Origin of the sequence: Sporolactobacillus sp. KGMB 08714 (assembly GCF_036598985.1) — a bacterium.
In the GTDB taxonomy this organism is placed as follows: Bacteria; Bacillota; Bacilli; order Bacillales; family Sporolactobacillaceae; genus Sporolactobacillus.
The window spans coordinates 55,221-70,352 of sequence record NZ_JAUUBW010000006.1; the positions used below are offsets into that span (position 1 = coordinate 55,221).

Genomic DNA, 15,132 nt, shown 5'->3' on the forward strand with positions numbered 1-15,132 from the left:
TTCTAATTGATTCGGAGAAAGCACATATGCTAGATCAATTTTCCGTCATGGAAAATTCAGGCCGATCCCTCAATTAAGGATGCCGCGGCGAACTTCCATTTTCAGAAACGGTTTTTGATAAACCGGGAATATAGACCTATCCGACAGTAAATATTCGCCGTGTCTGCCGCTGGATGAGAGGTAGCCTCACAAAAATGTTTTATAACTCATGGTAATTATATCCGTCTAAAGTTGTACGGGCAATACCTTTTGCCTTAAAGATAGGGCGAATCACGAAAAAAAGCCGGATAATTATCCCGGCTTCACAATCCGCATGATTCATCTCACCTTCAGTTAGAACAGGAGGTTCCAAGTCCTGGGTCCGACAATGCCATCGAGCACCAGAGCGCGGCCGAGTTGAAACGCCTTCACTGCTGCTTCCGTCCGCGGGCCGAAGATTCCGTCGCTCCGGGCTCCGACGGCTTTCTGAACGAGTACGACATCTTGGCCCGTACTGCCCCGGCGGAGCGGCCGGCCCGGATAGGGAAACGTATTCATCGAGGATCCGGCCGGCCGATACAGCTTCAGTTTCTGTCCCGGGTAAATGGTGTCCGACGTCAGTCCGTTCCACTTTTTGATCAGCCGGTAATCAAGGCCGGAGCGGACGCCGATTGCGCTCAATGTGTCCCCGGATTTGACGGTATAGCCGGCAGATTTTGGAAGGCGCGGCGAAACAGCTTTGGCGCCTGCCGGCTGTGCCGCTCTTTTCCATGTTCCGCCGGATTTGATTATCTTGTCGAAATCGACACGGATGCCGGCGACCGGCCGGTCATTCTGAAATTGATAAAGATGGGCGTAGGCCGATAGGTTGCCGTCGGACCATGCATATGTCTGAAAGAAAAAGTCAGCCAGACCTGTCCGCCCGAGCGCTTCGACGACCCGGAAGGATCCGTAGACGCCGGCGGAATAGCCTTTCTCTGCATCTTTTACGGCGCGGAAGTAGGCCATAATTGCTTCCAGGTCACCTGTGCCGGCATTGTAGTCGACGGTAAAATAAATGGGCGTTCCCTGCGGCTGTCCGATTGAACGTGCATAACGGCACGCCGCTTCGGCATCGCGCATTCCCTGCCGGGCGGAAAAATAGGCGCGTTCTGTCGGGGCGGTTTCCCAAATGCTGAAAATGGACAGTCCGGCTTTAAGGATGCTCTCCGCTTCGGACGGACCCATGGATTTCCACGACCCGGCGTCGCCGAGATAGCGGCCCACCGCCCCGATTCCGGCCTGTTTTAAATTCTCAATCATGCGTTCATTAAGCTTTGCGGCACAATCAATCACTTTCATTCGACAGACACTCCCTTGAAATGTTTGTTGCTGTGAAAACGGAGAAAAATTTTTTATGAGAATCAGGCTCTTTTAGAGAAGAAAATTGAAAGAACTGAAAGAAAAGAAAACGGCTGCAGCGTTCACTGTATAAATAGAAAGAACCGCGATCAACCGGTGAGCGCGGCGAGTCCTTTAGAATCCGAGAGCCGGACTTTTACCAGAGAAATGCCGGTTTCAGAAAACCAATCGGCTCATACTAAAAGAATTCTCAAAGTCTGAGAAACTTCGGGAATTCTTTTTAATATAGCAAAATGAAAGCGGCTGAGTTGTCCGGGCAAAGATTGTACGTGTTAGAACGGTCCCGCGTGTTTCTTCCTCAGCGCTTTTGCAGCGCCGGCCCGAATCGTCCGTCTGCTCCTGTTTTTTTATCTTTCAGGAATGCCCGGACGGCTCTTTCCGATGCGTATCCGTCCTCCCATCCGCAGAACTTATGATAGAATTCCGGATAAGGATTAAGCGGCGGATGGCTCAGCGCGCGGCTAACGGCGGGGGGCAGATGGTCCATATCCCGAACGATCGGTCCGGGCGCCTCTTTCGCAAGATCGAAATAGAAACCGCGGATTTTATTGGCATAGTCATCCAGGTCATAGGCGAAAAAGACAATCGGCCGTTTCAAGTTTGCGTAATCAAAGAAGACCGATGAATAGTCGGTGATCAGGCAGTCGGCGATCAGCAATAATTCTCTGATATCTTCATAGAAGGAAACATCTTTCGCAAAGTCTTCATAGCCGCTCAGGTTCATTTTCTCGGCAATCAGATAATGCATGCGCATGAGCAGAACGGCGCTTCCGCCGAATTTCTCCTTCATCCGCTGCAGGTCCAGCTTCAGATCGAATGTATAATGATCGATTTTGCTGTATTCGTTGTCGCGCCAGGTCGGAGCGTACAGAATGACTTTTTGATTCCGCGGGATGCCCAGCTTTTCCTTGATTCTCATCATTTCCGATGCATCGTTCTTCCGATAGAGCCAATCGTTTCGCGGATAACCTGACTGGATCATCTCGCCCTGCAGCTCAAAGGCTCTTTTGAAAATCTTCGATGAATAGGCGTTCGGGGCAATGCAGTAGTCCCATCTCCTTGTTTCTTCGGAAAATTCCTTGCGGTATCTCTCAGCAGTCATTCCCGGCATAGTCATCCGCTTTATGTCTGCCCCAATAGTTTTCAGGGGCGTGCCGTGCCAGGTCTGTACATAAACGGTATCCTTCGGTTTCGGCAGCCAGAGCGGCCAGCGGCTGTTTGTCACCCAGTATTCGGCCCGCGCCCACTGCCAGAGCCCTCTGTAAGAATATTTAATGACGTACGGCACGTTTTCTTTCTTGAATATCTCTTCATAGCCCTTCTTCACGTTCCAGACGAGTCGGTATTCCGGATGATTTTCTTTCATATATTCGTAAATCGCCCTCGGGTTGTCCGAAAACTGCTGCCCGAAAAAGCTTTCAAAAATCACCGTTTTTGTCCGCGGCAGTCTGCCGACGCGCCGGAAGACGGCCGGATAGATTGTGTGCATCCGCCGTTTCCATAGATTTCGATAGTAATGTTCGCCGGGCTGCAGCTTAACGGCCGGATTCAGCAGGCATTCAACGGCCCGTTTTGCGGAATCGCCCCGTCCGAACGTACAGAATCTGGCAAGAAACGCCTCATATGTTTGCCGGTATCGCCGCGCCGATCCGGGCAGCTCCAGGATCTCTCTGATGATGTCTTCCGTTGTCGATACAATCGGACCGGGGACCGTTTCTTCATAATCCAGATAGATTCCGCGCAGGTTATTCCGGTAATCTTCCAGATCATAAGCAAAGAACAGCATCGGTCTTTTTAAATGTGCATAATCGAACATAACGGAAGAATAATCGGTGATCAGCAGATCCGAGATTAAGTACAGGTCCTGTATTTCCGGATAGAAGGATACGTCGAAAACAAATCCGCGATAGCGTTCGGTGTCAATTCGGCCGGCGACAAAGTAGTGCAGGCGCAGCAAGAAAATATATTGCGGAGCGAGGCACTTCTGAAGCTTTGCCAGATCAAGACGCAGATCGAACGTTTTTGTGTTCCGGAAAGTAGGGGCGTACATAACGATTTTCTTATCCGCCGGCAAATGCAGCTTCTTTTTAATGGCATTTACGTTTTTAATTGTGTTTTTCCGGTACAGCGCGTCGTTTCTGGGGAATCCGCACTCGACGACCCGATGGTTGAATAAATAGGCCCTTTTTGACAGCGACGTCATATAGGGGCTGGGCGAGATCAGAAAATCCCAGCGCCCGGCCCGTCTCAGCAGGCGATTCTGCTTATTCTTTGTATTGAATGTGACGGTTTCGTTCAGACCCATCGTTTTCATGAAAGTTCCGTGCAGCGTCTGCATCTCGATCTGGCCATGCCGTTTGATATAAAAGTCGGGGAAGGTCGCGTTGGCGACAAAATATTTTCCTCTGGCCAGACAGTAAAAATAATACAGGCTGTATTTGCGGACGGTTTTCGCGCAGCCGCTCACCGGCAGATATTCGTTATCCATGAACCAGACGTAACGGTATTTGTCACCGTATGCCCGTTTCATGTAGTCGTAGATCGCCTTTGGATTATCGTTAAAGGCCTTCCCCCAGAAACTTTCGAAAATGATCATGTTTTTCTTGATCGGCAGCAGCCGCATCAGGGGGTACAGGTACCACTGGATGCATTTTCTCCTTCTTGGCGAACGGTCCGCAAAACCGCGATGAATCTCGGTCCGAAAGGCGAGCGATCGGTGCCGGCCGCTTATGAGGCGAAAGCGGATTTTTTGATAGGTAAAGCAGACGCCGGGAGCTTTGGACAGCGATTCGGACAGGATCACCGGAATCTTCCGCGATCGGATCCGGCCTGAAGGTTCTGTTTCGGTCTCGACAATAAACACATGCCATTTTCCGGATGCATACCATCTGAAGTTTCCATTTCTGTCAAAACAGCTCAGCTTAACGGTGTTTTCTTCACCGGCACGGGAAAGCCGGCCGGAATCGAGATCAAAAGCAACGGGTGGGGCGGCGTTATTCGCTGTTTCAAATAAAAGCCGGCGTTTTCCAGCAGTATCCTGTTCCCGGCCGCATCGGCACGGCAAAGTCAGCCGCAGAATCATCGAGCCGTCTGCAAACTTCAGATCGCCGAGAAACGGATGGCGGTACTCTGAAGCAAAGATCGACATCCGGCCGTTTGTATGCTCAATCCATATGTCACGCTGCCGGGTATGAAGAATGACGCTTTTACCGTCCGGTTGTCCGTCCGCCGGCTTCGGGATGCTTTCTCCCGCGAGCCGGTAGCCGATCACCCAGCCCGTCTCTTTAAAATCCGTACTCCTCAGCCTGTCGCCGGGAATCGCCAGAGTGAACCGGTTTGCCTCAAGTTCTCTGATCTTTAATGGGATCGTTGCCTGCTCCCCGGTGTTCCGATCGTAAAAGCAGAGGCACAGATCCGAAACGTTCCTGTTTAGCCGGCCGCCGATGATCAGACGGTCTTTATCCGCGGCCGCGCGTTGGATCACAACGTCCGGCCGGCAGACGTCAACGGCGAGCTGCCAGCTGCCGTTGTATTTTACATGAAAGGCCGTCTCGTTAATCATGCGGTATCCGGCCCGGTTGCTTCCTCTAAGGGGAGCGCCGAGACGCACCGTTTTCTCCAGATTCCGGACCGCCACATCCAGAAGAACGGCCCAGCGGCCTTCTTTTATTATTTTCAGTGCCCGTCCGGCGTCGATCCGGATTTTGAAACCGGACCAATCGTAGTTGTAGACTCTTGAAAGCGGATTAATCCTTTTGAGCCTGGTTACACCCCATTTTCTTGTAACGGTCCGGTCCTTGAACAATTGCACGGCCAGGCCGGTTTCCTGACCGCTGTCGATATTGACGAGACGGGCGCTCATCCGGACATGTGCCTTTTTTCCGGAATCAATGCCTTCAATGTAGGCATGGCCGCTGATCTCAAGCTCTCCGTTCCCGTTCCAAAGAACGCGGTGAATGCGTGAAACCGCATCTAACGATCGATCGACACAGACCGGATGTTTCCGTGTAAAGTCGGAAACGGCGAACGTCTTATACCAGTGTCCCTGCCGCCGATAAGGCTTGAAACTCAGGCCGTGCCTTCTATCCAGGCGAATGATTTTCAGAACGTCTTCCATTCTGTTCTGCAGCAGCAGCCGGTAGGCAAGCGCCGTACGTGCAGGAATGCGCGCGAAGAGTTCCGGATTGATTTTTGCAAGTTCGCGGGATAAGAGCCTCTGAAAGCGGCCGATGTACAGAGAATCGGCAGATTTCAGATGCTCCAGGTAGTTATAAAAATCGACCGTCAGATACTTCAGCTGATTTGCTTCGATGATTTTCTGAGAAACCTTGTGATCGTTCAGAAATGCATCGAGCCGCTGCAAAGCCTTAAGCCGATCTTCGAAATTATGAATATCCTCCCTTTTTTGTGTGATCGAACGGTCCTTTCCTTCTCTGATCCGCCAGTAGTAAACCGTATCCTCGATAATATCGACCGATTTAGCCAGAAAGTGAGCCGGGATGGTCACGGGTATATCTTCGTAAAGCATATGTTCCGGAAAGGACAGCCCGCAACGGTCCCAGAAAGATTTTTTATAAAGTTTGTTCCATGCGGTCGTATCGTAAAGCAGTTCCGGGCGTTCAGTGATGTGGGTCCTTTTGCATGTGTCGGCGATCGCTTTCCGGTGAAGGAACGATTTCCGGTTAACGTTTGACTTAAAGCGATTGACGCCGCCCGAGATAATATCGGAATCTGTCTGTTTCGCCATCGCATACATTTTTTCATAGGCCCGGCCGTCGACATAATCGTCACTGTCGACAAATGCAAGGTATTCTCCGTGCGCAGCGCGGAGGCCCCTGTTCCTGGCTGCGCCCAGTCCTCTGTTTTCCTGATGAATGGTTTCAAAATTTTTGTGAGCTGCGGCATACTCGTCCATCATCCGGCCGGTTTCCCCATCAGTGGAACCGTCATCGATCATGATGACCTGTATCGGCTGCAGGCTCTGGCGGACCAGCGAGTCGAGACACTGTCTGATGTATGAAGATACATTATAGCCGGGAACAATCACACTGACTTTATAAATCATTCTGACTTCTCCTAACGATCCATCATTCTGACGATCGGAATCTATTTTTTCTGCTTCGGCTTTCATACGATACGGCCGCAGCATCTGTAAAGAAAAGGGCCCCACTCAGCATAACGGGACCGTATCGGCCCATGTGAAAACCCAAGCCGTGAACGTATAGGACAGTCTGTTGCCTTAAGTTCATGTTTTCTGATCATAAAAAGATTGAATGGCCTGGTCGATATAGACCCAGCCTTCCGGACCGATATGCATCGTGTCCTCAAGAAAATAGGGTGTCGAGTCGAAACGAGTGAAATCGGCAAGCTGGAATCCGTTGCCGCGGATTTCGCGGGCAATGTTCCGGTAGCAGATTTCACGTTTTTGCCGGGATACGCCTGCGTAGTTGTACCAGAGCCCGTTAAAGGGAACGGAAACGAACAGCGCCTTGGCGTGCTTTTCCTTCAGCAGATCGAGAACGAGCTGCAGATCTCCATATTCCGGAGACGTATTGAAACTCTGGGAGGCATTGTAGTTTTTAAAATGTATCAGCCTGTTCTTGATACTTTTCAAATAAAGGGCGTTGCTGATATGAAACGGATTGGAATTTGTGTAGGAGGCGACATCCTCCTTTGCCATCAATTTCAACTGACTCCAGCTTTTTCCTTTTAGTTTCGGGTCAGGTCTCTGATACTGGCTTTGATAATAATTGGGCCTGATCCTCTGCATCCTGATTGCATCGTACAGCGTCAGCATGTGTTCATTCATTCGGCCTTGAAGCGAGTCGACGAATAGCGACGTTCCGGATGTTTTATTCGGGTAGGCGATCTTTTCAAGCAATGGAGCAATGGCGCCGTTCTGCCTGATAAATCCGAATTGAAGGAATCGTCTTGCTGCCTTCTGTTTCAGCTTCGGATCGATGTTGCTGCTGAAAATGAACTGATACATCTGCTCTTCTGAAAAATTGCCGGCAAAGTAGCTGGTGCTGAGTCCTTTCTGTGTAAACCATTCCGGAGACAGAATGATCACGATCTTCCGATTTTTCAGCAGGTCGGCATTGGCTGCCAGATTGAGAAAATGAATCAGCGAGTACATGCCTGCTCTGCCGATCAGAAAAGGTGTAAAACCGTCGAAATTAATTTTGAAAAAGTTTGTCGGATGATAGATGTCCAGCCTGTGCAGCTCAGATGATCCGTATATCGGCAGGTACTGCTTGTCTTTCAGCATTTTCTGCTGCATGAGCGTCCCCTGAAAAATAGTCGGATCAAGAGTTGAAGCTGCACGGGAGACGTCGCTCCGGCTGATCGACAGGCTTTTCACACTCGGGGGAGCGAAAACCAGCGAGTAGACGAGAACAACGGCCAGTATCATCGGGCCGAATCGCGGCGCCTTCATTTTCTTTCAGCCAGCCTCTCAATAATCATCTTCGGCGTTGCCCACTGACTGCGGTCAAAATCCGAAACCGGAACTTTGATATTCAGCCGGTTTTCCACTTCAACCAGCAGCGAGATCGTGGCAAATGAGTCCATCAGTCCTTCTTCAAAAAGCCGGACATCCGGTTCGTCTTTCACCTCATCGGATTCGCAGACTCCCGCCAGAATATCCAGAACATCTTTCTTAAAAGCCTCTGTTATTTCAACCATATCGAACACTCCTCTGTTGTAATTAGATTTTCAAAGAAAATTGAGTCTTCCGGAAAAAATCAGGAAGCTGAAACAAATGACATGAAATGTGATCAGCACCGATAATGCGTGAATCCATTTGTTGTCTTTCGGCCAGATGCGATGTTTCTTATTGAAACGCTCAAACCGGTTAAATGAGATAAAGGCAGCGGCATGGTAGAGGCCGTAGATGATATACTGCAGCAGGAAGCCGTGCCAGAAACCCATGATCAGGAAATTGAGCAGGAGGCCGAGGTCGGAAACGAGGTAACGGTCCTTGATCCACTTTTTTTTGATCATCATGTACACGAAACGCATGTAGATGAAATCGCGGAACCAGAAGGACAGTGACATATGCCAGCGATTCCAGAAATCTTTGATATTGCGGCTGAGAAACGGTTTATTGAAATTCTCCGGCGTCCGGACACCCATTATATAGCTGAATCCGATCGCAAACTGGCTGTACCCGGCAAAATCAAAGAACAGGTACATGCTGTACGCGTACATATACATCCAGATGCTGAAAAAAGTATTCGATGCCAGTGCCGGCGAGCTCATCCAGTACTGATGAACCAGCTGGGCAATAATGTATTTGTAGAGAAACCCCTGAAAAATTTTATTGATTCCCAGGTAAAGGAGCTCTTTGTATTCCTCTCCCGACGGAACGTGTTTCAGATCCGATTCAAACCGGCGATAACGGTCGATCGGACCCGACGAAATCGTCGGAAAGAAGAGTATAAACCTGAGAAAATGGTTCAGGGGGATCTCATGGACCAGGCCGTCGCGCAAATCCATAATGACTTCGATCGACCGGAATGAAACGTAAGAGATGCCGAGAAATCCGAAAAAGCCGAGTGACGGAACGTCTGCCGACAGTTTAACGAAAAACAGCGGGACGATCGCCAGGACAACCGCTGCGTAAAAATAGCCGGAACGATCGTCTCTTTTTTGTAATGCGCCATAACCTTTTATAACCGCAGCCTGCCAGATGATAAAAACGATGATCGAGACAAACTGTGCCGGCTGGCCGTAAAAGATCAGAAAGATCATGGCGATGGCGATCAGATCGTTATAAAGGGCCATCCGTTTTCCGGCAATTCCTGCCAGAATGATCGGCAGAAGCAGGATGCCCGTGACGATAAAAAAGCGGAATGAGGCGTAAGGAATAAAAGAAATCATTGAACGACCTCTTTCAGCAGGACTTTCCGGTTAATTTTTCCGTTTGCCGTCATCGGAAAGGAAGATTGATAGATGATTTTCCGCGGCAGCATATAGCCTGGCAGATACTGGCTCAGTTCTTTCCGGATGGCGGAGGAGAGCTGATAGCTTTTTTCAAAGGGATGATCTTCGGGAACAACAATGGCGATCAGATGGTCGTAACGATCCCCTTTCCGTACGGGAATGACCGCAGCCTGTTTTACGTAACGGCATGCCGAGAGCACGTGTTCAATTTCCCCCAGTTCCATTCTGAATCCGTGCAGCTTGATCTGGCTGTCCATACGCCCGTGGTAATAGAGCATTCCGTCTTTCATCAGGCCGAGATCCTTGGTGCGGTAAGCACGCTTCCCGTCCATCTCGCTGAAAGCCGCCTTTGTTTTTTCCGGCTCGTTCAGGTAGCCTCCGCCGACGCTCGGCCCGCAGATCACGATTTCACCTTTTTCTCCCTCGGGCAGCGGCCGTCCGTCCGCATCCAAAATTAAGATCCGGCAATCCGGTTTGCAGCGTCCGACAGGGAAAGGCTGTCCCGACGCAATCAACTGCTCGTCGATTTGCACACGGGTTACAGCAACCGTCGATTCCGTCGGCCCGTAAGTGTTGATGATTCTTGCTGCAGGGAAACGCGCATGCAGGTCCCTGGCGACATGTACGGGCAGCGTCTCGCCGCAGAAGAGAAAGGTATGGAGGTCCGGCAGTATTTTTTCGGAAAAAGAAGGCATCATCAGGCACATCTCCGCAAAGGACGGGGTCGATGTCCAGACATTCACGCCGGACGCCGCCAATGAATCCAGCAATTCGGCCGGCCTGGCGATCATATCTTTGTCCACCGTCCACAGGGTTCCTCCCGTTGTCAGGCACGGATAAAGAGACATGACGGAAAGATCGAATGAATAAGGAGCCTGATTGAGAAAAATCTGGCGGTCGCCGAGAGCAAAATCGCTGTTTACCCATGTGATAAAACTGGAAAGCGACTCGGCAGGGATCTGAACCCCTTTCGGCCGGCCGGTGCTCCCTGATGTGTAGATCATATAAATGATGTCGCCTTCTCTTGTTTCATAAGCTCTCTCTGATGGGTCAGCCGGATCGGCGGCAAGGATTCCGGTCAGCCGATCCGGACTGATGATCGTTTGCGGGAGAGCCGGAAGCAGAGCGGGCTGTTCACTGAAAATGAGACGGGCTCCGGAATCTTCAGCAATCATTAGAATTCGCTCGGCCGGTATGGACCGATCGATCGGAATATAGGGATGGCCGGATTTAAGACAGGCCAGAAAGAGGATCGGCATGTTCGGATGCATGTGGCCGTGAACGAGAACGGGCGCCTGATCGTGCCCGCAGGTTCTGCCGATCCAATGGGAGACGGCGTCGGAACTTTTCTTCAGCTCTCCGTAAGTCATCCGGTTTTCCCTCCATATGTAACAAATCCGATCCGGCGAAGCGTCGGCCCATCTTTCAATCCATGATAAAATGCTCATAACGCGTCACTCCTCAGAATTCGTTATAAATAAAAGTTCCGGTATGTGCTGCTGTAAAACCGTATATCAGAATCAGTCCGAGCAGAATGGCTGTGTAGTAACAGGTCAGGACAATCCATTGAACGGCCGGATAACGGATCCACTGTTTCAGATGATTCACCGGAATCCCTCCTTTTTCTATCTGCCGGCAGTTGCCCGCCGGCTTTTGTCATCCCTTGAGTATTTTAAAAATAGTTTGGTTGGCGGGACCGATGATGCCCAATGACTGCGATGAGTTGGCAAGCAGCACAACATAATTCTGCCGGTCAAAGGAAAAGGCATTGCCTCCGTTCCACCCTCCGAGAACGCCGTGGCTCGAATAAATATCGTTCCCCCAGTCTCTCCGGCTGGTGTACCAGCCGAGGCTGTAAGGCACTCCGCTGAAGTGCTTGGTAAAAATACTGTGATAACTCGAATCCGAGACCAGCATCCCGGCAGCGAGCGCACGATCGAACTGATAGAGGTCCCAGGCGGACATGTACACGTCGCCGCAGCCTAACAGCTGAGAGAAAGAGGGAACCGGCACCGGTTCATTAAAGCGTCCGTAGCCGATCGATGCCAGCGCGGACTGATAGATGCCGTTTCCGAATCCCGCCTGTTTCAGGCCTGCCCGGTTGAAAATATTTTGCTGAATGAACTGGTGCAGCGTCTCGCCGTATGTGTTCTGACTGATCCTGTCGAGAATGGCGGCAACGAGCGCATAATTCGCGTCCATATAGGCCCAGCGGGTCCCCGGCGGGGAGAGAAGACGGATGTTATAGTCGGCTATTCTCTGGACCAATTCATCTCTGGTCACGCGTTTAAAAGTTTCAGGTTCGCTGCGCAGACCCGACACATGGCACAGAAGATCCAGCATCGTGATCGACCGTCCGTGCGGGAACGCCGGATAAAATCGTGAAACGGGCGTGCCGAAAGAAATCAGCCCGCGTTCCTCCATCTGCATGAAAGCGACTCCCGTCACCGATTTTGTTATGGAGCCGATGAAGTATTCCGTCTCAGGCCGGTTCGGTCTGCGGAGCAGAAAATTACTGTAGCCGTAGCCTTTATTCAGCACCACATATCCATGGCTGACGACGACCGCGCTGCCGCTGAAGCCCGCATGGCTTAAATAATGATCGATTTCGGCCCGCTTCAGGGCTAAAGCTGCATGTCCGCCATCCGGAGTGTTCGCCTGTTTCGATGGTGGCACTTTTGCGGATTCGTGAGAAGAAACGGCTGCCTGTTTCTGTCCGTGCGGCAGCAGGATCGTGCCGGCTGCAACCATGCAAAGCAATAAAAAAAGAATTGCGGCCGGGCGCACCGTCTGCTTTTTCATCGTTCCGATGTCCTTTCAAATGTTTTTGATTTTGGAAAAGCTGAGGGAGCGGCAATCAGGTCGTTTTTCTGAATGTATTTTCCTGCCCGTATCTCCCGAATACGAGAAAGTAAAATTTTTCCCGGAAATTTTAGCTCGTAAGCAGAGACGCTGCGAAAGCCGCTCTCCACGATTTCGTTTAGAATATCGCATATAAATGGCGCCGATATTTTAAGGAAATTTTAATAATCCTAAGTTAAACTAATTGGGGGGTTGTCATCATTCCGATTAATACCGAAACAGCTCTCCTTATCATTCTTCTGCAGATGGGCCCTGCCCCCCTTGCCGTTGATAGACTCCCCCTATTATTCGATGGCACAAAACCGATTCCCGCCGTCCGCGGCATTTGTGTGTTACAAAGTTGAAATAAATCTGTAAAACATTATTTCGGTCCGGGCGATCTCACAATGGGGGCCGGAAGCAGCCCCTGCACCTTCTCGTTCTTACGTAAAAATTGTTCCTGTTCCCTCCGTTTCGCAAGGCGCATTTTCCCGATTCGAAAAAAAATTTTTTTTATGCGGGTTCCCCGAGGAGAAGCAGCGGCCGCTGCAATTGATCTTTCTAGGGAAAAATCAATTGAATGATCCGGTCTCCGATCTTTGAGCGGGGTTTTTAATGTAAATCTTTCTTAAACCGGCTGCCGGCATCATCCAAAGACAGGCCGATGATTAAATTTTTCTCATCAATTTCTCATGCATGTCTGATGTCGCCGCATGGATTAATCTCTATAATAGAGACGAACGGCCGGCATGGAAAACGGCCGTTCGGCAAACACTAACGGCGAAAAGAGGAGTGTCCAATGACGGAAAATAGACACATCCTGCTTGTTGATGATGAAAAGAGTGTTGTATCGTTTGTTTCGACCGAATTAAGCTTTGAGAACTATCAGGTTGAGGAAGCTTTCGACGGAGAACAGGCACTGGAGATGTTTTTCAGCAAGGAAGAAAAATGGGATCTGGTGCTGCTTGACTGGATGCTGCCGAAGCTGAACGGACTCGAAGTATGCCGCCGTATCCGCAAAAAAAGTCTTGTCCCGATCATCATTATGACGGCACGCGATTATGTCGGCGACAAGGTTGCGGGGCTTGACGGCGGTGCGGACGATTACATTACTAAACCGTTTGAGATTGAGGAGCTGCTTGCCAGAGTGCGTGTCGCTATTCGCCGCCGCAACAGTTATACGGCCGCTCCGGAGCATCATATCTATAAGATCGAGGATCTGGTCCTGGATATTGAAAAGAGGACGGTGAAACGCGGCGGTGAGACGTTCAATCTAACTCAGCATGAGTTCGATTTGCTCGCCGTTCTGATGAAAAACGAGGGTAAAGCGATGACACGCGAGGAACTGCTCTCCAAGGTCTGGGGTTTTGACTATATGGGACAAACCAATATCGTCGATGTCTATATCCGCTATCTGCGCCGTAAAATCGATCAGGACCGGCAAGTCAGGCTGATTCAGACCATCCGCGGCGTCGGCTATACGCTGAGGGTGGAAAAATGAAGGCCTGGATAAAGGCATTTAAGAAGCAAAAAGATACGATGCTGTTCCGAATGAATTTCTGGTTCATCCTGATTCTTCTGGTGACGGTCCTGTTTATCGGCGTCTCCGCTCTGGCGGTGGTCAGTTATCAGCTGTACCAGGGGACACGCCAGGATGTCAGCTATGTCGAGCATCAGCTGATTGCGACTGCGCGGCAGAAAAATCCGGACTGGAACGAGGCGGTCGGCGATGCGCTCTATGCGCAGCATCCCGATTTTTATGTGCATATCCAGACTCCGGACGGAAAAACCATTTATTCTAAAGGCAGCGAAGGAATCGCCGGCAGTAATCAGTATTTAGTGAAACTTTCGCTGATTACATCGTTCTTTATTAATAACAGACTGATTCCGATTTATCATCAGACGGTCTCGTACGGCGGCTATACATTCGATATATATGTCCGGATGCTCAGTATCCGCCATTTTATAAAAACCATGGTCAAGGTGCTGATCTTCTGCACGGCTTTAGGCATCCTGTTCGGCTCGCTCGCTATCTACCAAATCTCGCGGAAACTGAGCCGGCCGCTGACGGATGTGACGCTGTTTATCAATCGCCTCACCCGGACAAAAGATCTGGAGCAGCGTGTCCCGCTGCCTGCTCATCCGCGAGAAGTCCGTGATCTGGCGGTTTCGTTCAATCATTTGATGGCTCAGCTCGAGCGGCAGATTGAACGGGAGAAACGGTTTGTCTCCGATGCCTCGCATGAATTGCGGACCCCGCTCGCCGCGATCCGCGGGCACGTCGAATTGATCCAGCGCCATGGAACGGACCATCCGGAAGTGATCCGGCAGTCGATTCATTTCGTCGATCACGAATCGAAACGGATGCAGCGATTAATCGATCAGCTGCTCATGATTGCACGGCTGGACAGAAAGGCAAAGGCGCTGTTTCCGGTCGACCTGTCGATCATCGCGGGCAATGTGATTGCCGATTATGCGTCAGAAGTCGAACAGACGCTGACGGCCGATATTGCCGATAACGTCTGCGCGCCGGCCAACGAGGATTATGTTCACCAGATCATCGTTTCCCTGCTCGGCAATGCGCGTAAATATACTCCGGCCGGCGGATGGATTAAAATAATCGTTAACAGCGACCGTAATTATTCCTACATTCGTGTGCAGAATTCAGGCAGCCGGATTCCCGATGAAGAAAAGGAGAAAATCTTCAACCGCTTTTATCGGCTGGACAAGTCCAGATCAAGTGAACAGGGCGGAACGGGGCTGGGACTGGCCATTGTCAGGCAGCTTGTTGAGATTGAAAACGGCAGGATATGGGTTCAGGACATGAATCTTCCCGGAAGCGAATTTGTTGTCCGGTTCGGAAAATGGCCGGATGGCGGAGCGGGAGAGGAAAAAAGATCATTGCGGTCCGGCCCGTAAAGCGGCCGGGTGACATAATCCGCCGTTCATCGGGCCAAACTGTCTCAT

Annotated in this window: 10 protein-coding genes; 2 read left to right on the forward strand and 8 right to left on the reverse strand. The window is 50.6% G+C overall.

All coding sequences use genetic code 11. The annotated features are described in order from the left end of the window. Positions 1-333: 333 nt before the first annotated feature. The 8 genes from Q6A92_RS03755 to Q6A92_RS03790 all read right to left on the reverse strand — a co-directional run bounded on the left by Q6A92_RS03755 (position 334) and on the right by Q6A92_RS03790 (position 12,126). On the reverse strand, positions 334-1,320 hold the full coding sequence (locus Q6A92_RS03755; protein ID WP_332237088.1) for a glycoside hydrolase domain-containing protein: 987 nt from the start codon (positions 1,318-1,320) through the stop codon (positions 334-336). A 358-nt stretch (positions 1,321-1,678) separates the two neighbouring features. After that, positions 1,679-6,445: a CDP-glycerol glycerophosphotransferase family protein gene (locus tag Q6A92_RS03760; RefSeq protein ID WP_332237089.1), complete on the reverse strand. Its 4,767-nt coding sequence runs from the start codon at positions 6,443-6,445 to the stop codon at positions 1,679-1,681. 180 nt (positions 6,446-6,625) lie between these two features. Next, the gene (gene dltD, locus Q6A92_RS03765) at positions 6,626-7,816 is read right to left on the reverse strand and encodes a D-alanyl-lipoteichoic acid biosynthesis protein DltD (protein ID WP_332237090.1); all 1,191 of its coding nucleotides are present in this window, start codon (positions 7,814-7,816) and stop codon (positions 6,626-6,628) included. Next, positions 7,813-8,064: a D-alanine--poly(phosphoribitol) ligase subunit DltC gene (dltC, locus tag Q6A92_RS03770; RefSeq protein ID WP_332237091.1), complete on the reverse strand. Its 252-nt coding sequence runs from the start codon at positions 8,062-8,064 to the stop codon at positions 7,813-7,815. The genes dltD and dltC overlap by 4 nt, the downstream gene beginning before the upstream one ends. A 30-nt stretch (positions 8,065-8,094) precedes the next feature. Then, a complete protein-coding gene (dltB, locus tag Q6A92_RS03775; protein ID WP_274399955.1) occupies positions 8,095-9,261 on the reverse strand; it encodes a D-alanyl-lipoteichoic acid biosynthesis protein DltB in 1,167 nt (388 codons plus the stop codon). Then, the gene (gene dltA / locus Q6A92_RS03780) at positions 9,258-10,772 is read right to left on the reverse strand and encodes a D-alanine--poly(phosphoribitol) ligase subunit DltA (RefSeq protein ID WP_332237092.1); all 1,515 of its coding nucleotides are present in this window, start codon (positions 10,770-10,772) and stop codon (positions 9,258-9,260) included. The genes dltB and dltA overlap by 4 nt, the downstream gene beginning before the upstream one ends. A gap of 13 nt (positions 10,773-10,785) precedes the next feature. Then, positions 10,786-10,932 carry a teichoic acid D-Ala incorporation-associated protein DltX gene (locus Q6A92_RS03785; protein ID WP_443029679.1) on the reverse strand — a complete coding sequence of 49 codons (147 nt, stop codon included), beginning with the start codon at positions 10,930-10,932 and terminating at the stop codon, positions 10,786-10,788. Between the two features lie 48 nt (positions 10,933-10,980). After that, positions 10,981-12,126: a serine hydrolase domain-containing protein gene (locus tag Q6A92_RS03790; protein WP_332237093.1), complete on the reverse strand. Its 1,146-nt coding sequence runs from the start codon at positions 12,124-12,126 to the stop codon at positions 10,981-10,983. A gap of 838 nt (positions 12,127-12,964) precedes the next feature. Here Q6A92_RS03790 and Q6A92_RS03795 point away from each other — a divergent pair. Together Q6A92_RS03795 and Q6A92_RS03800 are read left to right on the forward strand one after the other, a co-directional pair. Next, complete coding sequence (locus tag Q6A92_RS03795; RefSeq protein ID WP_274399961.1) at positions 12,965-13,666, forward strand: response regulator transcription factor; 702 nt, start codon at positions 12,965-12,967, stop codon at positions 13,664-13,666. Then, positions 13,663-15,084, forward strand: coding sequence for a sensor histidine kinase (locus Q6A92_RS03800; RefSeq protein ID WP_332237094.1), 1,422 nt, complete (start codon positions 13,663-13,665; stop codon positions 15,082-15,084). Before Q6A92_RS03795 ends, Q6A92_RS03800 begins: the two co-directional genes overlap by 4 nt. Positions 15,085-15,132 lie beyond the last annotated feature (48 nt).